Origin of the sequence: Alteromonas macleodii ATCC 27126 (assembly GCF_000172635.2) — a bacterium.
In the GTDB taxonomy this organism is placed as follows: Bacteria; Pseudomonadota; Gammaproteobacteria; order Enterobacterales; family Alteromonadaceae; genus Alteromonas; species Alteromonas macleodii.
This window is the reverse complement of the sequence record NC_018632.1, coordinates 1034818-1056798: the sequence shown is the minus strand read 5'-3', so window position 1 is coordinate 1056798 and position 21981 is coordinate 1034818. Positions and strand designations below refer to the sequence as shown.

Annotated in this window: 17 protein-coding genes and 1 tRNA gene; 6 read left to right on the top strand and 12 right to left on the bottom strand. The window is 45.9% G+C overall.

Annotation, left to right across the window (positions count from 1 at the left end; all coding sequences use genetic code 11):
- Nucleotides 1–65: 65 nt before the first annotated feature.
- The 3 genes from MASE_RS04525 (at nt 66) to smrA (ending at nt 1147) form a co-directional block, all read left to right on the top strand.
- A tRNA-Arg gene (locus MASE_RS04525) sits at nt 66–140 on the top strand.
- Between the two features lie 132 nt (nt 141–272).
- On the top strand, nt 273–398 hold the full coding sequence (locus tag MASE_RS20380) for a hypothetical protein (RefSeq protein WP_014948577.1): 126 nt from the start codon (nt 273–275) through the stop codon (nt 396–398).
- Nucleotides 399–559: 161 nt separating this feature from the next.
- Nucleotides 560–1147, top strand: a complete 588-nt coding sequence (gene smrA / locus MASE_RS04520; protein ID WP_014948576.1) for a DNA endonuclease SmrA — start codon at nt 560–562, stop codon at nt 1145–1147.
- 170 nt (nt 1148–1317) lie between these two features.
- Here smrA and MASE_RS20035 read toward each other — a convergent pair whose 3' ends face one another.
- Nucleotides 1318–1458, bottom strand: a complete 141-nt coding sequence (locus MASE_RS20035; protein WP_162889815.1) for a hypothetical protein — start codon at nt 1456–1458, stop codon at nt 1318–1320.
- 259 nt (nt 1459–1717) lie between these two features.
- The gene (gene purL / locus MASE_RS04510) at nt 1718–5605 is read right to left on the bottom strand and encodes a phosphoribosylformylglycinamidine synthase (RefSeq protein WP_014948575.1); all 3888 of its coding nucleotides are present in this window, start codon (nt 5603–5605) and stop codon (nt 1718–1720) included.
- Nucleotides 5606–5781: 176 nt separating this feature from the next.
- Between purL and mltF the strand changes: the two genes are divergently transcribed.
- Nucleotides 5782–7185, top strand: coding sequence for a membrane-bound lytic murein transglycosylase MltF (gene mltF / locus MASE_RS04505; protein ID WP_014948574.1), 1404 nt, complete (start codon nt 5782–5784; stop codon nt 7183–7185).
- A gap of 521 nt (nt 7186–7706) precedes the next feature.
- Here mltF and tadA read toward each other — a convergent pair.
- Entirely contained in the window at nt 7707–8330 is a 624-nt protein-coding gene (gene tadA, locus MASE_RS04495; RefSeq protein ID WP_014948572.1) for a tRNA adenosine(34) deaminase TadA, read from the bottom strand.
- 322 nt (nt 8331–8652) lie between these two features.
- On the opposite strand from tadA, the gene MASE_RS04490 reads away from it, so the two are divergent.
- Complete coding sequence (locus MASE_RS04490; RefSeq protein ID WP_014975858.1) at nt 8653–8880, top strand: hypothetical protein; 228 nt, start codon at nt 8653–8655, stop codon at nt 8878–8880.
- 75 nt (nt 8881–8955) lie between these two features.
- On the opposite strand, the gene MASE_RS04485 is transcribed toward MASE_RS04490, so the two are convergent.
- Nucleotides 8956–10923 (bottom strand): cation:proton antiporter domain-containing protein, encoded by a 1968-nt coding sequence (locus MASE_RS04485; protein WP_014948570.1) that lies wholly within the window; start codon nt 10921–10923, stop codon nt 8956–8958.
- A gap of 263 nt (nt 10924–11186) precedes the next feature.
- Between MASE_RS04485 and MASE_RS04480 the strand changes: the two genes are divergently transcribed.
- Nucleotides 11187–12086, top strand: coding sequence for a GGDEF domain-containing protein (locus MASE_RS04480; RefSeq protein WP_014948569.1), 900 nt, complete (start codon nt 11187–11189; stop codon nt 12084–12086).
- A gap of 125 nt (nt 12087–12211) precedes the next feature.
- On the opposite strand, the gene tilS is transcribed toward MASE_RS04480, so the two are convergent.
- The 8 genes from tilS to MASE_RS04440 all read right to left on the bottom strand — a co-directional run bounded on the left by tilS (nt 12212) and on the right by MASE_RS04440 (nt 21960).
- The gene (gene tilS, locus MASE_RS04475) at nt 12212–13537 is read right to left on the bottom strand and encodes a tRNA lysidine(34) synthetase TilS (protein ID WP_014948568.1); all 1326 of its coding nucleotides are present in this window, start codon (nt 13535–13537) and stop codon (nt 12212–12214) included.
- Between the two features lie 282 nt (nt 13538–13819).
- Nucleotides 13820–14776, bottom strand: coding sequence for an acetyl-CoA carboxylase carboxyl transferase subunit alpha (gene accA, locus MASE_RS04470; protein WP_014948567.1), 957 nt, complete (start codon nt 14774–14776; stop codon nt 13820–13822).
- Nucleotides 14777–14844: 68 nt separating this feature from the next.
- On the bottom strand, nt 14845–18309 hold the full coding sequence (dnaE, locus tag MASE_RS04465; protein WP_014948566.1) for a DNA polymerase III subunit alpha: 3465 nt from the start codon (nt 18307–18309) through the stop codon (nt 14845–14847).
- 4 nt (nt 18310–18313) lie between these two features.
- Nucleotides 18314–18886: a ribonuclease HII gene (gene rnhB, locus MASE_RS04460; RefSeq protein ID WP_014948565.1), complete on the bottom strand. Its 573-nt coding sequence runs from the start codon at nt 18884–18886 to the stop codon at nt 18314–18316.
- Entirely contained in the window at nt 18879–20027 is a 1149-nt protein-coding gene (gene lpxB, locus MASE_RS04455; RefSeq protein WP_014948564.1) for a lipid-A-disaccharide synthase, read from the bottom strand. The genes rnhB and lpxB overlap by 8 nt, the downstream gene beginning before the upstream one ends.
- Before the next feature lie 2 nt (nt 20028–20029).
- Nucleotides 20030–20800, bottom strand: coding sequence for an acyl-ACP--UDP-N-acetylglucosamine O-acyltransferase (gene lpxA / locus MASE_RS04450; RefSeq protein ID WP_014948563.1), 771 nt, complete (start codon nt 20798–20800; stop codon nt 20030–20032).
- 1 nt (nt 20801) lies between these two features.
- Nucleotides 20802–21251, bottom strand: a complete 450-nt coding sequence (gene fabZ, locus MASE_RS04445) for a 3-hydroxyacyl-ACP dehydratase FabZ (RefSeq protein WP_014948562.1) — start codon at nt 21249–21251, stop codon at nt 20802–20804.
- Between the two features lie 193 nt (nt 21252–21444).
- Nucleotides 21445–21960, bottom strand: coding sequence for an OmpH family outer membrane protein (locus tag MASE_RS04440; RefSeq protein WP_014948561.1), 516 nt, complete (start codon nt 21958–21960; stop codon nt 21445–21447).
- Between the last annotated feature and the right edge of the window lie 21 nt (nt 21961–21981).

Here is a 21981-nt window from a genome sequence, read left to right as displayed (position 1 = left end):
CACCTTGTTGACAAAGGGTTTCGTATTTTCCCGAACTACGTATAATAAAACTCCCTACGCATTAGGTCCCCATAGTTTAATGGATAAAACAAGGCCCTCCTAAGGCTTAGATGTTGGTTCGATTCCAGCTGGGGACGCCATTAATTGCGCAACGTTTCTGCTTTTTAGTAAAGATGCTTATACACACCGTCGCCTGTAATATTGAAGAATTTATTATACTTTGGTTGTAATTTAGCCAATTTAAGTAATACTCTTCAAAACAGGAGAGCATTATGACTTTCGATTTCCCCCCACCTGATAACGCTGATAGTTGTGCCGAAACAGCTGAGCAGTGCCCATTTTCTGAAGAAGAGTGGGATGCTATTGAAGCTTTAGCGGAACCCGGTGCCATTTACTAAACGATGATTTTTAGAATTTAATCCCCACTTTATAATTACACTGCAATCGACGGTGCTGCTGTTCGTTGCGCCCGGTGATATATCGAGCGGTTATGCTCCATAGACCAACGGGGCAGAAATAGCGTATAAAAGATAGAGAAGTAGCTTATACGGGGATTAATATGAGCCAATTTGAAAACGACGATATCGATTCGTTTTTTGCAGAAATGCAAGATGTAAAACCAATCGCTTCAGATGATAAGGCTTTATTACACGATCCTGAAAAGGCGCTCGCTGAAAAACAAAAACGAGCGGCTAGGCAGTTAAGCGTCCGCGAAAAACTCGCTAATCCACTGAGCATGGAAGGTGTAAAGCCGGTCCCCCCTGATGATTTCATACACTTCCAGCAGCCCGGTATTCAAGACGGCGTTTTTAAAAAACTTCGCCTTGGTAAATACCCTCTAGAGGCCAACGTAACACTTTCAGGGAAAACCTTAGAACAAAGCCGAGACCTGGTTTATAGCACCATTAAATCTAGTCACGAACGCGGGGTTCGTGCACTGCTCATAAAACATGGAACAGGTGAAAATAGCAAACCCTTTCCCGCTTTGAAAAAAAGTTATGTTAACCATTGGCTAAGAGAACTAGACGAAGTCATTGCCTACCATACGGCTCAACCGATGCACGGAGGCTTTGGTGCTACATATGTGCTTTTGAAAAAGCATCCGCAGCAGAAATTAATTAACAGAGAAAAAAATAAGAAAGGATAAAATGAGAGGCAAAAACTCGTTGAGTCAGCTTTGCTTTTTTGGGCTTGTCTTTAGGTGTAGCTTTTAGGCTTTTCTCATGAAGCGCTATATGCTGAACGTTTTTATTGTCCCCTAATGATTAACGCCCGTATCAAGCAACTTGATACGGGCGTTAGAATTTTTCTTTCAGACTACTTAACTGAAGACTGCACACTTAGCGTTGTTGGAGCTTCGGCAGACTTCGCAGATGTGCTAAAAACAGCAGTTACGAACATCAGCACTACAGCTACAGCCACTCCGGTTAAGCCAAACCCTTTAGAAGAACGATTCATCGGTCGTCTCTTATTATTTAAACCAGCTGGCGCATGCCTTTCACTGGTACAACCCTAACTCAACTCCTGTAACCTAATCGCATTCCTTGCTTGCACTACAATAGATCAGTGACAATCTGATGACAAGGGCAAAAATCAGATTTTTGACACTTTGCCAAAGCTTTGACACCTATTTATGGTATGAACGTTTATTAAACAGTATTTTTTCGAAAGATAAACAGGGGTTTCCCCCTGTTTTTATCGAACTAACAGTGCTTTGTTACCCAACAAATTTACGGGCATTTCTGAAGATACGCATCCACGCACCATCTTCTTGCCAATCGTCTGGACGCCACGAGTTTGCCACGGCTCTGAATACACGTTCAGGGTGCGGCATCATAATTGTGCTGCGTCCGTCTAGTGAAGTTAAGCCTGTGATCCCCTGCGGTGAACCATTCGGGTTTGCCGGATAATGCATGGTTGGCTTGCCGTAGTTGTCTACATAACGCATCGCCACCTGCGCGCCTACTTGTGACAGCGCGTTGTCATTGGAAAATTCAGCCTGACCTTCACCGTGCGACACAGCAATAGGCATACGCGAACCTGCCATGCCATCAAGCAGCACAGACTTAGACTCCATCACTTCGACCATTGCAACACGGGCTTCAAATCGCGCCGACTGGTTGGTCACGAAATGTGGCCAATGCTCAGTACCTGGAATCAGTGATTTAAGGTTCGATAGCATCTGACAGCCGTTACACACACCTAAGCTGAACGTATCGTTACGGTTGAAGAAGCCTTCAAACTGGTCGCGAGCCATGCTGTTGAACAATATAGATTTCGCCCAACCTTCACCTGCACCTAATACATCGCCGTAAGAGAAACCGCCACAAGCCGCAAGGCCCGCAAACTGTTCAAGGGTAATGCGACCGGCCAACACGTCACTCATGTGCACATCGATAGCATCAAAGCCTGCACGGGTAAATGCAGCCGCCATTTCTAGATGCGAGTTTACGCCCTGCTCTCTTAATATCGCCACTTTGGGCTTAACGCCTTTGGCAATATAGGGCGCTGCTACGTCATCGTTTACATCATAAGACAACGCAGCATGCAAACCTGGGTCGGCAGCATCTTGCTTTGCAGCGTGTTCTTGTTCAGCACATTCAGGGTTATCACGCAGTTTCTGCATTTCAAACGTGGTTTGTGCCCACATTGTACGCATTGATACGCGGCTATCTGCAAGTACAGCAACGCCACCGCGACTAAACTCAATCATGTCGGTGCTATTAAGCGTACCGATATCGTGAGTCAATTCAGTTAAACCGAATTCAGTCAGTACTGCGTTAACGGCATCCATATCGCTTTCAAGCACTTGGATTACGCCACCTAGTTCTTCATTGAACAATACGGCAATGTCGTTTCCAACTAGGCTATCAAGGTTAATGCTTACACCTGTTTTACCAGCAAAGGCCATTTCAGCAACGGTGGTAAACAGGCCACCGTCTGAACGGTCGTGATAAGCACACACCAAGCCTTTTTCAATTAACGTCTGCATTGCGTCAAAGAAGGCTTTAAGGCGATTTGCAGAGACCACATCCGCTGGGCTATCACCAAGCTGAGTATAGACTTGTGCCAGGCAGCTTGCGCCCAAGCGATTTTTCCCTTCGCCCAAGTCGAGTAGCAGCAAGCGGCTTGCGCCTTTGTCTGTACGTAGCTGAGGCGTTAGGGTTTTGCGAATATCTTTTACTGCGCCAAAGGCAGAGATAACGAGTGATAGCGGAGAAGTCACCGCTTTATCTTCACCGTTTTCATTCCATGCGGTTTTCATCGACATAGAGTCTTTACCCACAGGAATGGTTAGGCCAAGCTCTGGGCAAAGCTCCTCACCCACTGCTTTAACCGCTTCATAAAGACCCGCATCTTCACCTGGATGTCCAGCTGCTGCCATCCAGTTTGCTGACAGTTTAATGCGCTTAATATCGCCGATGTTTGCTGCGGCAATATTGGTTAACGCTTCACCCACAGCAAGACGTGCAGACGCGCCGTGCGATAGTAACGCGACAGGCGTACGCTCACCCATCGACATCGCTTCACCGTGGTAGGTGTCAAACGCTGTTGCAGTAACCGCCACATCTGCCACTGGCACCTGCCATGGGCCTACCATTTGGTCGCGACTAACAAGACCGGTAACCGAGCGGTCGCCAATAGTGATAAGGAAGGTTTTCTCTGCCACGGTAGGCAAAGATAAAATGCGATTTGCTGCATCACTTAAGGTAATGCCTGCCTCGTCTAGTGCTGGCGAGCTAACCTTGGTCGAGCTTACGTCGCGGTGCATTTTAGGCGGCTTGCCTAAAAGTACATCAAGAGGCATATCAATAGGTTTGTTGTCAAACTGGCTGTCGTTCAAGTTTAGGTGCTGCTCGGCAGTGGCTTCACCAACCACAGCAAACGGCGCACGTTCTCGGGCACAAATTGCTTCGAACACTGGCATATTTTCAGGCGCGACAGATAAAACATAGCGCTCTTGGGATTCGTTACACCATAGCTCCAGCGGTGTCATACCTGGCTCATCTGACAATACTTTTCTAAGTTCAAAGTTACCGCCGCGGCCACCGTCATTAACCAGCTCAGGCAGTGCATTTGAAAGACCACCTGCGCCCACATCGTGGATAAACTGGATAGGGTTGTTATCCCCTAGCTGCCAACATGCATCAATCACTTCCTGACAGCGACGCTCCATTTCAGGGTTGTCTCGCTGTACTGAAGCGAAGTCTAAATCTTCGTTTGACTGGCCAGATGCCATTGATGAGGCTGCACCGCCGCCAAGACCAATGTTCATTGCGGGGCCGCCAAGCACAATAAGCTTAGCGCCTACCGTGATTTCGCCTTTTTCAATATGCTCGCGACGAATATTACCTAAACCACCAGCTAACATAACCGGTTTGTGATAGCCGCGCACTTCAACACCGTTGAAGCTATTGACTTCTTGCTCAAAGGTACGGAAATAACCCAGTAGCGCAGGACGACCAAACTCGTTGTTAAACGCAGCGCCACCTAGTGGGCCTTCAAGCATAATATCAAGGGCGCTTACAATACGCTGTGGCTTGCCGTATTCAAATTCCCACGGCTGTTCAGCACCAGGAATACGTAAGTTAGATACGGTAAATCCAACCAAACCCGCTTTAGGTTTTGAACCACGACCAGTAGCACCTTCATCACGGATTTCACCACCAGAGCCTGTTGCTGCACCAGGGAAAGGTGAAATTGCCGTTGGATGGTTATGGGTTTCTACCTTCATCAAAATATCAATATTTTCATGATGGTATTCGTATTGGTGTGACTGCGGGTTCGGGAAGAAACGACCTGCTTGCCACCCTTCCATTACCGCGGCGTTATCTTTGTAAGCTGAATACACGTGATCAGGTAACAACTCGTAGGTGTTTTTGATCATTTTAAACAGCGACTTCTCTTGGTCCTCGCCATCAATGGTCCAGCTAGCGTTAAAAATTTTGTGGCGACAGTGTTCAGAGTTTGCTTGTGCAAACATGTAAAGTTCAACGTCAGTCGGGTTTCTGCCTAGCTTAGTAAAGCTATCAAACAGGTAGTCAATCTCATCATCAGCCAATGCAAGGCCTAACGACACATTTGCATTAACTAGCGCGTCCTTGCCTTCGCCTAATACATCTACACTGGTAAAAGTATTAGCTTCGGTGTGAGCAAATAATACCGCCGCCTCTTCAGTGTTCGTAAACACTGACTCAGTCATTCTGTCGTGTAAGAAACTAGCGATAAGCGCAAAATCATCTTCACTCACAGTGTTTTCTGTTTCTATATAAAACGCGCATCCACGCTCTATGCGGTTGATATTTTTTAGACTGCAGTTGTGAGCGATGTCGGTGGCTTTAGAAGACCAGGGAGAGATAGTGCCGGGGCGAGGAGTGATGAGGAAGAAGGTTCCAGAAGGGGTTTGTGCTTGCCTTGCGGGGCCGTAAGTGAGCAGCTTCTCGAGTATCTCTATTTGCTGCTTAGACAAGTCACCTTGGGAATCGACTAGGTGAACATATTCGCTATATAGGTTTTTAACCCTAACGCCGGATTGACCCAGCTTTGCAATCAGTTTAGTTTGGTTAAACTCTGATAGTGCAGGAGCGCCTCGAAGGACCAACATATTGATTTACCTGGTTTGTTAGAAACAACGACCACCAATGCGACGCGTTGCCTCTTGGATTGATGAGTATTTCGGCGCGGATTATAGAGTAATTATGCGCAGTAAGTAACCTCATAACGCGCTTACATGAACTTTTTTTTAAACTTAGATGGTTTAATGACAACAAGTAAAGGTCTATGCAGTCACAAGACTATAAAAAACGATTAAAACTACAATTAATAATCATATTATCTATTGCTGTTATAAGTTGTGGTGTTCCTTCCGTACCCACTGCCCTTTCTTCATTATTGGAACGAGAATCGATCCGCGTGGGAACCGTTTATGGTGCAGGAACATTTTATAACGGCGCCGAGGGGCCGCAGGGTTTCGAATATGAACTGCTGGCAGGATTTGCCGATTACCTTGGCGTGACGCTCGACCTTTACCCTTTCTACAGCTATGAAGTCATGTTAGAACAGTTAGAAGAAGGTAATTTGGACATTGTCGCGACAGGCGATGCGGTAACGCCTTCACTTAAAAGTCGTTTTGCTTACGGCCCAGCCTATCAACACGTTCAACAAGAGCTCGTCTTCCAAGCAGGGACATCGAGACCTAGAGACTTATTAGAACTTGATGCCCCTATTATTACTGTGGCAGGTAGCAGCCAAGCTCACTTACTGTCTAGTTTATTAGGCCAGGTAACCGACCAAGCAAGTGATAGTGAAAGCCCAATAATAAAAACCCAACTTGTTACCACCGAAGATTCTGACTCTGAAGAACTGTTACAACAAGTTGCCAATGGTGACATTGCTTATACGGTAGCTGACAGCAACCGTCTAGCCCTTCAGCGCAGGCGATATCCTAACTTAGCCGTGGCAAAAACCCTTAATGAAGATATGCCGATGGCGTGGGCACTCCCATTACATCAAGATGACTCCGTGAAAGCTGCGCTGATTGAATATTTTGGTACTGTACATCAGTCAGGCTGGTTTACGGTGTTAGAAGACAAGTACTTTGGCCATATTCGCCAGTTCGATTACGTCGACAGTCGCGCGTTTAATTATGCCGCCGAGACAGCACTTGCCCAATACAAACCCTTATTTCAACAGTATGCAGGTGAATTAGACTGGCGACTGCTTGCGGCCATGAGTTATCAAGAAAGTCACTGGGACAGTGACGCTATTTCAAGAACTGGCGTTCGCGGTCTAATGATGCTCACCATGGATACGGCAAGTGACTGGAACGTAGATGACAGAACCGATCCTGAACAAAGCATTCGCGGAGGCTCTCGTTATTTTGCCAGTTTGCTCAATCGCATACCTGCGCGAATTAGCGAGCCAGATAGAACCTGGATGGCTATGGCGTCGTATAATATTGGTATGGGCCATTTGGAGGACGCACGCATTCTTACCGAGCAACAAGGTGGCAATCCAGACCTTTGGGTAGATGTAAAGCGTCGCTTGCCACAGCTTAGGCAAAAGAAATATTACCGTACTACTCGCTATGGCTATGCAAGAGGCGATGAAGCGTTACAGTATGTGGAAAATATTCGTCGTTATTATGACAGCTTAGTATGGTTGGACGAACAAGGAAAAATTTGACGCAGTTCACCTTGCTTCTCTCTTGAAAACTGTCATTTCGATGTCATCTTTGTACTGTACCCTAAAAAGAAGTTAGTCAGACACTGACTTACTTTCTCAGAATAATTATTTTCTCAACGATGACAAGCTCCAAAAGAGCAGCGGCTCTTTAATGACAATATCTCTCGAATAACGTGATACTTGTTCAAATAGGGGAGCTGCGCACAACGGAAGAAAAGTGGTCACGAAAAACATAAAGTGGCCACAACGCGAGAAAGGAGAACAAATGAAAAAAAATCGATTTATGAAAAAGGAATAAAATTGAAAAACAACAACAGACGCAGACTTATGCTCAAGCGTTGTCACCAAAAAGTACTTCAGCGCCGCAAGCTATTTGTTACCAGCGATATGTTCACTCAGTTAACCCGTACGCCTGGCTAAGCCACCTCTATACCATCTGGTTCACAATGATTGACCATGTAACCGGTATATACCAAATGGGCGAAAACACGAATAAGCACAACTTCAGGTGACGCTTTAAATTAGCTTGAAGCATCACCCTCTAGCAGTCTTTTCGCCTTTTTGGCAGCCTTTATTTCTTTCCTGCGCTTGCGAAAAAAATCTGACAATTTGTTAGCACATTCATCAGCTAACACGCCAGATACAACCTCAAGTTGATGATTAAGCGCAGGATGTTGCAATAAGTTCATGACCGAGCCCGCAGCGCCTGTCTTCGCATCCTTTGCGCCAAACACCACCCGCTTTACCCGTGCATGTACCAACATACCTGCGCACATAGAGCAGGGCTCTAATGTCACATACAACGTAGCGTCAATAAGTCGGTAGTTTTGCACCGCAGCTGCTGCCTCTTTAACAGCGCGTAGCTCTGCATGCGCAGATGGATCATTATCCGTTATCGGCGTATTGAAGCCTTCACCGATAAGCTCACCATTTAGTACTACGCAGGCGCCGACTGGCACCTCACCAATCGACTCAGCCTTATCGGCAAGCGTTAACGCATGCCTCATCCACATTATGTCCTCTTCTGTCGCGATGTCTTCCATTGCGATTTCAGTCAACGGCTCCTGCACAGCCTCTTTTTCTTGCGTTTGCTTGTTTGCAAGGTCGAAGTTTGGTGTTGGACGGTTGCTATTTTGGTCACTCATTCGTCAATTTTGCTACTTTACTTGGTGAAATTCATTAACATTTATTTTGTATTAGCTTAGGTAAACATTCTAACTTCTTAGAAAGTAATGACTTTTGTCACTTGGCAACCTACTTGCAATCTCTCATTATAACACTGCTAGTGTGATGGACTTAACAGGTTACATTTTTACTAAAAAGTATGTTAGATAACCGCTATAGTACCTGAAGCGAAGCAGTAATTTTACCGATAAGTATTTAACTAAATACGGGGTGAATTAGGCAACAGGCCAAATTTTCACCTACACTGTTTTAAAGCCATTTGTGAGGGATACCACCGTGAATATGACCGCGATTGCAATAGTAGCCATTTGTGCCTGGGCCTTAGTTACCATTGTCGAAAGTGCAAAAGACAAAAGTAAGAAGAAACTTAGCAGCAAAGAAACCGATGCTTATAAAGCCGAAATTGCAGAGCTTAAGGAACGAGTTTCTGTGCTTGAGAAGATAGTGACAGACGAGCGCTACGACCTAAAAAAGCAATTTGCAGACTTAGAAAGCGACCGCGTAGCGTAAGCTTGAACTCACGTAATTCAACACACGTTCCATGGCAAGCGCGCTAGATTAAACAACGCTAAGTTTAACTGCGTGCTAGCTCCCTTCTAATAGTTTTCGCTCTGCTCGCTCCACACGCCGGGGTTTACCCGCAATCACTAGCACGTCATGGGCTTGCAAAATAGCGTCTTGGTCTGGGTCTTTAACTTCATTTCCATCCCGTCTTAGGCCCTTAATCGCTACTCGCATTCTCGAGAAATCGATATCTTTTATGGCTTTGCCAATACAGGAAGCGTGTTCGGACAACACCACAGCATGGATAAACTCTAACTTGTCTTCTGTGCCATAGGTGATCTCTGTTGTTTCTCCCGGGTAAAAGCCGTGCATATGATCGTAGCGACCTTTTCTCTCAGCTCGCACCCGCTTTAAAATACGAGACATTGGCACGCCGGCGTAATGCAGCACCTGCGATACCAACATCAAGCTCCCCTCTTGCAGCTCTGGCACGACTTGATTGGCACCCGCGCTGTATAGGCTTTCAAGCTGGTAGTCTCGTTTGGTACGCACCATAACATCTATAGTGCTCGTAATGCTTCGGGTCTGCGTTATCACCTGCTTGGCCTTATCGACTTGATCAAACGTAACAAGCACAAGCTTGGCACCTTCTACATTGGCAGTAATCAATATATCTTTTTGACTCGCATCACCGAAGATGACGGGCTCTCCCGCGTTTCGACTCTCGTGTACTCTGACAGGATCCATATCTATGGCAACAAAATGAATGCCTTCCATTTTCAGCATACGTGCTACCGACTGTCCAACGCGGCCAAACCCACAAATAATGACGTGGTTGGTTAACGGCTCTGCGTTACCAAAGCTCACATTGTCATCGAACGAGATATCCTTGTTAACAATACGCCTTGCTATAGTGACGCTGTTATTCATAAGCCACGGGGTTAACGCCATACTGATTACACCCATACACACAATCAGCGATGACTGCTCTGACGTTAACACGCCGTGTGTCGTAGCAAGCGCAGCAATTACAAAACTAAACTCGCCAATCTGACAAAGTTTAACCCCAGCAGACCAGCCATCTGTTGCATCGGTTTTAACTAATAGAGATGCGCCTCTTACTAAAATGACTTTAACTATCATCAAAGCAAAAACGCCAAAAACAATCTCAAACAGGCTGTTCCACAGTACAGTGAGTTCTAACTGCATACCCACGGTAACAAAAAATAACCCCATTAAAATATCTCGAAACGGACGAATGTCGGCTTCAAGTTGATACTTGTATTGGCTTTCCCCCAACATCATACCCGCCAAGAAAGCGCCTAGCGCCATGGACAGCCCGAAGTAATAAGTTAGCCCTCCTGCCAATAGGGCAATCAATATAGTGGTCAGAACAAACAGCTCGTCAGTCCTTGTTCTTGCTACCTCTCTAAACACCCAAGGTAGTAACCACTTACCCACTGACATTAGAAACGCAATGACAAACACACCTTTAAGCAACGCCTCGCCTAAAGCTAGCGCAATACTTACTTCACCAGTCTGGGCTAAAAGAGGAATAGCAATTAGGAACGGAACCACCGCTAAGTCTTGAAAGAGCAAGATACTTACCGCTAATTGTGTACGCCTGTTATTAAGAATGCCCATTTCGGTTGCTTGCTTAATTACAATAGCGGTTGAGCTTAACGCCAGCGTACCACCAATAATGATGGACGCACTCATTGGAATGCCGAGAAACAGTGGAACACAGGTAAACACTGCCGTGGTAAACACCATTTGCCCTAATCCTACACCGAATACTAAAGAGCGCATTGCCAACAATTTAGGTAACGAGAACTCAAGACCAAGTGAAAAGAGCAAAAACACTATGCCCACTTCAGCGAGCAGGTGCATTTCTTCTGGGTGGGCAAACACAGATAATAGTTGTGGACCCGCGAGTACGCCGGCAAACAGATAAGCAAGAATAGGAGGGAGATGAATGCGTTTAAATAATGCGACCGCGCATACCGATATGAACATCAATATCACGATATTTAAAAAGCTCGTCCCCACACTACCTCCTAAAGCTACATAAACTTCCATTTGTAAAACAGGCGCGATAAATCACGCGATTTTACGCTTTAAACTAAAGACTAGTGCCTGAAACACTTTGTTGGCATCTAGTTTGCAAAATCCACTGTGTAAATGCAGATCCGGCAAGTTTTGCCGCTGTGATCGCCATAAATTCCGCGAAAATGCAGATGTGGCCACAGAAACGTCAGGGCTTTGACACTTGTTTCTTTGCATATCAACGCATTTTGTATAGGGGCACTACTGTGGATTTTTCAACGTCAGTCTACGATAGCACACAACATAACAATTTTTACCCTGCTGAGAGCACAGGTAAATCACTCTCTTTTAGTGAATTATCAGGCTTTATCACGCAGCTACTTTCTACTCTTGAACTACAAGAGCTAGGTGGCGTGTATTTTCAGCAGCTAAACACGTTGTTACCTATTGTCGGGTTTAGCTTGTCTGACTTTGACTCGCGTTGGGTGTACGGTAATGCAAAGATATCGTCAACACTCATTGATTTACCACTACAAGGTGCCAATGCCGTTAATGGCGATCAAGCTCATGTCTATTATTACATTAGTTCACCCTTGTCGTTATCGCAACGGGAGAGTCTATTCCAACTGCATGATTTATTTGGAAAACAAATAAAGCACGCTCTTTCATTGATGCGTGTGCAACAGATGGCGACTAAAGATGTGTTAACTGGCTTAGGTAACCGAGCGGGCTTTGAGCAGTCAATGACAAGACAACTCGGCTGGGCGCAAAGACACGATGATCCTTTCGCACTTTTGGTGATCGACTTAGACAACTTTAAGTATGTGAATGATAATTTTGGTCATGGCGAAGGTGACAAAGTACTTGTCCATGTTGCATCACATTTATCTAATGTTCTGCGGGATGAAGACGAAGCATTTCGCTATGGCGGCGATGAGTTTTGTTGTTTGCTAGACTGTCAGTCGCAACAGCAGCTAGCTTGTGCAGCCCAGCGTATTCAAATGAGTATCAATAGCTCTAGCTACTTATCTCGCTTAGGCGTATCAACCAGCCTTGGCGGCGCGATTTATCGCGACGGCGATACGATGAGTAGCCTATTTGACCGTGCTGACAACGCCCTGTATCGCGTGAAAAATTCTGGAAAAAATAGTTATCACGCAGCGTAACGTCGCGATTCGAATTTATCAGGATGGCGGCAAAGCAATGCCGCTTTTGCACATTATTGCCATGGATACCATAAGCAAGAGTATCTAGCCCTTTCAAAAAACGGCACTTTTAGTGCTACATAGATTCAGTCGAGACTAAAGGTTATTTCTATATCTGGCGCTTTGGGCTGCAGATAAACACAACGTCCTTCAACAATCAGTGCGACAGGCTCGTCGTTAATTAAGATTGCCGGCACGCCGTTTCGCTCCCATCTTGGCACGCGCCATACCTTAAACCATTCTTTCAGCAACTTAGATACGTTCGCATTTTCTGGCTTTACTTTAAGGTTGCGAGCATTAGTTTGCAGAGAAACGGTATCTTCTTCTCGCGCCTTTGGTACTGCAATTCGAATATGACCTCTAAGCCAAGGAAGCGCGATATTTTGGTTGGGCACTAATTTTAAGTTTTGCGGTACTTCATGAGTAGCGTTCACCACCCAATAAAGGTCTTGGTCAAACCGTATAACCCTCCCCCATTTAAAGTTCACTTCAGGGGTTGCATCATGCTTTGCTTTTAACATAGCAAGCACTTGGTCTGTCTGCGCTTTTGAGGGCGACAGCTCGCCTTGAGCTCGAAACCACGCGCGAATGACCATAGCCTGCCAAGGTAAAGACAATGCAGCGAGTTGTTGCCCGTCGAGCCTGAGATCTGTGCGTTTACAATCTTCAAAATATTTTTGGGCAGAATCGCTGACTAGTGCACTTTGCTCAGCACAAAGCTCGGCGCTGCGCCCCACGGTTTTGGTTAACTTAGGCCATCGCGCCAGCAAGTGAGGTATAATTTCGTTCCTTAAGAAGTTCCTATCAAAGCTATTTTGCTGATTAGATTCATCCTCAACCCACTGCAACATTTCCTCTTCGGCATAAGCCACAATCTCGGCTTTCTCTAGTGCTAGCATAGGGCGCATTATCAAGGTGTCACCTCGGTACTGAACTTCTCCCATACCCGCTAAGCCCTGAGGACCAGCACCGCGTTTGAGCTGGAGCAATACGGTTTCAAGCTGATCTTCGGCATGTTGTCCTAATAACAGTACACCGCCTATTTGGTCACACACTTCTAACAATGCGTTGTATCGAACCTTACGCGCTTCTGCTTCCAGGCTTTTTCTCGACCCCGTATCAACATCAACTCGATACAAATGAAATGCTACGTCTTCAAGACGACACTGTAATTCGCAGTGCTTTGCCCACTGTTCGGCATTATCACTTAAACTGTGATGTACATGTACAGCATGAATTGGGCTATCAAACTGCTCCCTATACGCAATAACGGCTTGGAGCAGAACGGTCGAATCCACACCACCGCTGTAAGCAACGACGAGTGGCGTTTGAAGTGGTAGCTCTACATCAGTGAGAGATGTCGCTATGCGGTTGACGATATGTTCGATTGTTGGGGATTGTAGAGGGGTCACAGACCGGTAATACCTTATTCTTTCAACGCTATATTTTACTGAGGTTTAACTTTGTATTTGGCTAAGCACTGGCTTTCTAATAACACACTTTCTAATAACACAAGGGGGTTGGTTACCTTTGGTAAACAACCCCCTTGTTCGTATACGACATTACATGACCGACATGAGTTAAGCCGCCGCTCGCTAGTTTTTATAGCAAGCGTTTAAACTGATAGAACGCAGCTGTACATAACGGCTAAATGCACCTTTCATGCTAGTTTTCTTAATGAACTTATAATGAGCTTAGCAATAACCGAACGACATCAAACGCTGGTAACGCTCTTCCATCAATTTAGTCTTATCTAGCTCTTTAAGCTGGTTAAGCTGCTGCTTAATGACCGCCTTCAAATTAGCCGCCATGCCATTATGATCGCGATGCGCACCACCTAAAGGCTCTTCAACAATACTGTTAATCAGGCCTAGCTCTTTAATTTGTGGCGCACTTACGCCCATCGCTTCTGCAGCGAGTGGTGCTTTTTCTGCGCTTTTCCACAGAATAGACGCACAACCTTCTGGTGAAATCACCGAGTACGTAGAATATTGAAGCATATTAACACGATCGCCAACACCAATTGCTAGTGCGCCACCTGAACCACCTTCACCGATAACGGTACACACGATTGGAACGGTAAGCTCAGCCATCTCGAATAGGTTCTTCGCGATTGCTTCACTTTGGCCACGCTCTTCAGCGCCAACACCAGGATACGCTCCCGGCGTATCGATAAAGGTGATGATAGGCATATTGAAGCGCTCGGCCATCTTCATAAGACGCAAGGCTTTACGGTAGCCTTCTGGTTTAGGCATACCGAAGTTACGCTTAATTTTTTCGTTGGTGTCACGCCCTTTCTGATGACCAATAATCATCACCGGCTGATCATCTAGCATTGCTGGGCCACCAACAATCGCTTTATCGTCAGCAAACGCGCGGTCACCAGCAAGCTCGTCGAATTCGGTAAAAATGCGAGGAATGTAATCTAACGTGTATGGACGCATTGGGTGACGAGCAAGTTGAGAAACTTGCCATGCGCCAAGATCAGAAAAGATCTTTTTAGTCAGCTCTGCGCTTTTACCGCGAAGCTTATTGATTTCTTCTTCAATACCAACGTCAAACTCGCCACCTTGATTCACCAACCTAAGCTCTTCAATTTTTGCTTCTAGTTCGGCTATTGGCTGTTCAAAGTCCAAAAACTGTATACTCATTTCATGTCCTATTCGTACTACGCTCGTCTATGCAAACGCGAGATGTCCAATCTATCGAACTCTTACCCTTAATGGTAGAGAATTGAAACGGCTTTGTCTCCCAAACATTGTTTGAGATCGTGCAAAAGTTGGTCTTCAGGGGTAACGTACCATCTTGCACCACACGCTAAGATTACTTCAGCGTCTGGATGGGTTACCGCTAACTGAACAGGACAACTTCCGCCGTTAAATGCCTGCAGGATAGATTGCATCTGACTCATTTTCTTCGGTTCAAGCAGCTGGGTATCAATATTAAGTGCCAGCGCTCTCGCGTTTTTCTCTCGTGCCTGAACAATGTCCATTACATCACGGGCGGTGATTGTATTGCCCCCAGAGAAATCATCAAAGCTGACCTGTCCCTTTATAAGCAATATTCTGTCAGTTTCTAACACACTTTCGAACTGTTCGTACATATCGGGGAAGAAACGTACGTCTATTCTGGCACTCTTATCATCCAGTGTCACTATGGCCCAGCGACGACCCCGCTTGTTCGTCATAACACGCACGCCAAGCACCAGTCCTACTGCACTGGCCATTTGGTCTTTGTTGGTTGGTTTTAAATCAACTAATCGACCGTCGGTGTAGTAACGCAGTTCTTCCGCATACTGATTGATGGGGTGGCCGGTTAAGTACAAGCCCAAAGTATCTTTTTCACCTTCTAGCCATACTTTTTCAGGCCACTCAGGGACGTCGGCAAACGCTTGCTTCACGTCTTCTGGCTCGGTAGTCAGTAGGCCAAACATATCTGACTGACCAAAAGACTCGGCTTTTGCATGCTGTCCAGCGGCGGCAAGGGCTTCGGGTAAACTCGCCATAAGGCTAGCGCGATGCGGACCTAAGTTGTCCATTGCCCCCGCTAATACTAGCTTTTCTAGCACTCGCTTGTTTACCCGTTTAATGTCTATCTTGGCGCAGAAATCAAATAGATCCTTAAATGCCCCTTGGGTCTCCCGCGCTTCAATAATCGCTTCAATTGGGCCTTCACCTACCCCTTTAATCGCACCGATACCGTAAACAATGCGACCTTCGCTATCGACGGTAAATTTGTATTTCCCCGTATTTAAATCTGGCGGCAGTATTTCGATGCCCATGCGCTCACATTCATCGACAAGCGTCACGATTTTATCGGTGTTATCCATATCTGCCGACATTACCGCGGCCATGAATTCCGCAGGATAATGCACTTTCAGCCACAAAGTTTGGTAAGACACCAAGGCATAAGCGGCAGAGTGAGATTTGTTAAACCCGTAACCCGCGAACTTTTCTACCAAGTCGAAGATTTTCATCGCTAGGTCTGGGTCAATATTATTGCCCTTCGCACCTTCGGCGAACGTGCCGCGCTGCTTGGCCATCTCTTCGGGCTTTTTCTTACCCATTGCGCGACGAAGCAAGTCAGCGCCCCCTAGTGAGTAGCCCGCCATTTCCTGGGCTATCTGCATTACCTGTTCCTGATACAAGATAATGCCATAGGTAGGCTCTAGAATTTCTTTCAAGCACTCGTGCTGATATTCAGCATCGGGGTAGGAAATTTCTTCACGCCCGTGCTTACGGTCAATAAAGTTATCTACCATGCCTGATTGCAGCGGGCCCGGACGGAAAAGGGCCACCAGTGCGATAATATCTTCGAAGCAGTCAGGTTTAAGGCGCTTTATCAGCTCTTTCATACCGCGAGATTCCAGCTGGAATACCGCAGTTGTCTCGGCGTTTTGAAGGGTTCTAAAACTCTTAGGATCTTCAAGCGGAATAGCGCTGATATCGACATCAACGTTCTTCCCTTCTTTGATCATATCTATTGCCCACTGAATAATGGTCAGCGTACGAAGACCTAAGAAATCGAATTTTACCAAGCCTGCCGTTTCAACGTCGTTTTTGTCGAACTGGGTTACGGGGTTTTTACCTTCGTCATCACAATACAAAGGCGAGAAATCAGTAATTGTGGTTGGCGCAATAACAACACCACCGGCGTGCTTACCTGCATTTCGGGTAACCCCTTCAAGTATTCGCGCCATATCGATAAGGTCTTTCACTTCCTCATCGCTTTCATAAACTTCTGGTAGCTGTGGCTCTGCTTTAAACGCCTTTTCAAGCGTCATGCCTGGATCTGGTGGAATAAGCTTTGAGATCCTGTCTACAAAGCCGTATGGGTGACCAAGCACGCGGCCTACGTCGCGCACTACCGCTTTTGCCGCCATAGTACCAAACGTAATGATCTGCGATACCGCCTGACGCCCATAAAGCTCAGCAACGTGGTCGATTACCTCGTCTCGTCTATCCATACAGAAGTCGACGTCGAAGTCGGGCATGGATACACGCTCTGGGTTCAAGAAACGTTCGAATAGCAAGTCGAATTCAAGCGGGTCTAGGTCGGTAATTTTTAGGGCATAAGCCACCAGTGAACCCGCACCAGAACCCCGCCCTGGCCCTACCGGAATTCCGTTATCCTTACTCCACTGAATGAACTCCATTACAATAAGGAAGTAGCCTGGGAAACCCATTTGGTTGATAACTTCAAGCTCAATGCGAAGTCGGTCATCGTACTCTGGACGTTTCGCTTTGCGCACTTCTTCATCGGGAAATAGAAATTCTAGACGTTCTTCCAACCCCTCTTCAGACACCTTAACCAAGAAGTCTTCGGTGGTCATGCCGCCGGTTGGAAATTGCGGCAAGAAGTACTCGTTTAACCGTACGGTAACGTTACAGCGCTTGGCAATTTCAACCGTATTTTCTATGGCTTCAGGAATGTCGCTAAATAACTCAACCATTTCCTCAGCAGTGCGCAGATATTGCTGGTCGCTGTATCGTTTAGGGCGGCGGTTATCATCAAGCGTGTAGCCATCATGAATACATACACGAATTTCGTGAGCATCAAAGCCTTCACGATCAATAAAGCACACTTCATTGGTGGCAACCACGGGTAAGCCGCGCTGCTCAGCAAGCTCCACGGCAAGGTGCAAGTAATCTTCCTCACCTTGTCTACCGGTTCTGATAAGCTCTAAATAAAAGCGATCGGGAAAATGAGTTTGATAAAACTCAAGGGCACTATCGAGAATTTTGGCGTTGTTTTTCATTAAACCCACACCAACATCACCATGCTGTGCACCCGATAACGCAATCACACCTTCGCTGTGCTCTGCCAACCATTCTTGATCAATGACCGCTCGGTGTGAGAGGTGCCCGCGAAGGTAGGCCTTGGAGATAAGAATAGTAATGTTCTTATATCCCTCATTGTTCATTGCAATAAGGGTTAGTCTGAAAGGTTCATCGCCAAAGACTTCATTAGTAACCCAAAAATCAGTGCCGATGATGGGCTTAATACCTAAGTTATGTGCCTCGGAATAAAACTTTACCAAGCCACACATATTCATTTGGTCGGTGATCGCCACGGCAGGCATGCCAAGCGCGGCCACTTTACCTAGAATAGGCTTAACCTTATTCAGGCCGTCCATCATCGAAAAGTCGCTGTGAACACGTAAATGAATAAATGGCGATGACATGATGTTATTTCTCTTCGAGTAGCGCTTTTACAGGTTTAAAACTTTTTCGATAGCAATCTAAGATGCCATATTCAGCGATGGCTTCAAAGTGTGCTTTTGTGGGGTAACCTTTGTGCCCGGCAAAGTTATATTGCGGGTAGGCCTCGTGAAGCGAAATCATATCGTTATCTCGCTCTACTTTGGCAATAATGGAAGCCGCTGAAATTTCTGCGTGCAGGCTATCGCCTTTCACTACCGCTTCAGACTCAAAATTCCACGCAGGAACCCGGTTGCCGTCTACGCGCACAAAGTCAGGCCTTACTGGCAGGCCTTCCACTGCGCGGATCATAGCGAGCATGGTAGCGTGCAGTATATTAAGCTTGTCTATTTCTTCTGGGCTCGCTCTGCCGATATTCCAGTAGAGTGCTTTTTCACGAATTTCTTGGGCAAGCGCTACGCGCTTTTTTTCACTCAGTTTTTTAGAGTCGGTTAGCCCTTCAATGGGATTTTCAGGGTCAAGAATGACCGCGGCGGTGACCACATCACCAACTAACGGGCCACGACCTACTTCATCAACGCCGGCAATTAACTTATGCAAACAATTCCTCCACGACAGCTTTTGCTGCTGTTTTATCAGCGTTGCATTTTAGCGTATGGTGGAGGTCGGTGAAACGGGAAATAAGGGCTGAATTATCACTTTCGAAGAAGTTGAGTAGCTGATTGCTCATATTCTCTGCATTTACTTCTTCTTGTAGTAATTCAGGAATAATAGCTTCATTAGCCAATAGATTTGGCAACGTGAAGAAAGGCGCTTTATACAAGCGCTGCATAATTTTATACGTGAGTGGTGCAAGTAAATAAGCGGCCACCATGGGGCGCTTGCATAACATGGCCTCTAAGGTAGCCGTGCCTGAAGCAAGCAAGATAACATCGCTAGCTATCATCGCATCTCGCGATGTGCCTTGCGTTACCTGAATGGGTAATCGTTCCTCTGCATTATTGGCTTCCAGTAAAAGTGCTTTTATTTGTGCAAGACGATGTTCGTTAGCCGCAGGGATAAGAAATTGAATGTCGCTGCGTTTAGCATGAATAGCTTCTACGGTCTCCAGAAATACTGGAAGTAGCGTTTCTACTTCGCCTCTGCGTGAGCCGGGAAGTACAGCCAATACGGAAGCATTACTATCTACACCTAATTCTTGGCGCGCCGCATTTTGGTCGGGCTCAATTGCTATAGCGTCAGCCATTGTGTGTCCCACAAAGGTATAGGGAACGTGGTATTTATCGTAAACCTGCTGCTCGAAAGGAAATAAACCCAACACGCGATTAGTCGCTTTCGCTATTTTATGGATGCGCTTTTCACGCCACGCCCACACAGTAGGACTCACATAGTGCATGGTTTTGATACCGCGTGCTTTAAGCGCTTTTTCTACTCTTAGATTAAAATCAGGCGCATCAATACCCACAAAAATATCAGGCGGATTTTGCTCGAAGTGAGCAAGAAGCTGCTTTTTAACTTTCAAGATGGCAGGTAGATGGGAGAGAACTTCAACAAGCCCCATAACCGACAAGGTTTCCATATCGAACAGACTATGAAAACCCGCGTTTATCATATTTGGACCGCCAATACCTTCGATAACCGCATCAGGGTATTGGCGTTTTAACTCTGCAACCATTCCGGCGGCAAGCACGTCACCAGAGGGCTCTCCGGCAACCATGCCGATACGGATAGGCGTAGACATAATTAGCGAATAATGCCTCGCTCAGAGTCTTGTAAGAACTTCACCATAAGGGCCACACCAGGGAACTCCTGTGCGGGTTCGGCAAGTTTTTCAATGGCTTCGTCTACGGTATTGCCTTCACGGTATATTGCTTTGTAAGCGCGTTTAATGGCCATAACTTCTTCTTTGCTGAAGCCACGACGCTTAAGCCCTTCAGAATTAATACCCTGAGGAATGTTTTTCTGGCCGCTGACCATAACAAAGGGAGGCACGTCGCGCAGAATAATGCCGCCAGCCCCCAAAAACGAATGAGCTCCAATCTTACAGAACTGGTGAATACCTGCGGCACCGCCAACAATGACGTGGTCGTCCATGTGAACATGGCCAGCAATCGCAACACTGTTTGCAATAATAATGTCGTTGCCAAGAACACAATCATGGGCAACATGAGAGTTGGCCATAAATAAACAGCGAGAACCGATTATGGTAATGCTGTTGTCTTGAATAGTGCCTCGGTGAACGGTTACCCCTTCCCTAAACTCGTTATCGTCACCGATGACAAGTTCAGTAGGCTCGCCCGCATACTTCTTATCTTGGCAGTCTTCACCAATTGAAGAAAACTGATAAAATTTATTGTTTTTACCGATACGCGTTGGGCCGCGTACCACCACATGTGATTTCAGAATACAGCCATCGCCTATGGTGACGTTGTCGTCTACCACACAAAATGGGCCAATGGTGACATTTTCACCAATCGTTGCACTTTCTGAAATTACCGCAGTTGGATGGATCACGTTAAGCTATCTCTCTCATCGCACACATAAACTCTGCAACACAAGCGATATCGCCATCAACGCTTGCAGTGCCTTTAAATTTCCAAATCCCTCTGCGCTCTTTAACTAGAGCAACATCAAACTCAAGCCTGTCACCTGGAACAACAGGACGCTTAAAGCGTGCGTTATCAATCCCTGCATACAAGTATAACTTATCATTGTTACCCATTGTCTTAAATCCTAAAACACCGGCAGCTTGTGCCATAGCTTCAAGAATTAATACCCCTGGGAAAATTGGCTGTTCAGGGAAGTGCCCCATGAAACACGGCTCATTGATAGTGATATTCTTATAAGCCTTTACAGACTCACCCAGAACATAGTCTGTTACACGATCAACAAGTAGGAATGGATACCGATGAGGTAACAGTTCCAATATTTCCTGAATTTCGATGGTATTAAGTGAATTGGCCAAAAACTTTCTCCTGTATACAAGCATGACCTACAACTATTTTATACCAATACAGATGATTGATTGGCATTCTGGTCAAACTCGCCGTAAAAACTAAAAACGGCGGCAACCATACGCTGTTAAGCGCAAAAAACAAATCAGACCAACACCTTTGGGGAGTTGGTCTGATAAATTTTACAACTGACTAGTGCAGTTATTAGTTAGTTTTGCTTACTTGCTGAAGAACTTGCTCAGATAAGTCGTGCTCTTCTTTTGCAAACGCAACCGCACCAGCGTTAAGCACTAGGTCATAACCTTGCTTTGCTGCAACAGAGTCAATAGCTTGCTTGATTAGTCCAAGAAGCTTGTTGCGCTCTTCGTTGCTGCGACGTTGAATATTTTGCTGCAAAGGTTGACCTTTTTTAGCTAGCTCTTCACGTACTGACAAGATTTTTTGTTCTAGTTCTTTCTTCTCTGCATCGCTCATTGTCGCTGCGTCGCGCTGAAGACGTTCTGCGTAGAACTGACCATCACGCTGCAGTTGATTCACTTCTTCAAGCTGATCTTTAAATTCAGCCTGAATAGCGTTTTGAATTTCAGCCGCTTGAGGCATCGCTTGGAAAATACCTTGCACATCGACAACTGCAACTTTCTGCTCAGCCATTACAGATGTACTAACTAAAGCGCTACCCAACATTGCTCCTGCAACGATATGTTTAACCAACTGTTTCAAAGGGAACTCCTTTTGTGAATC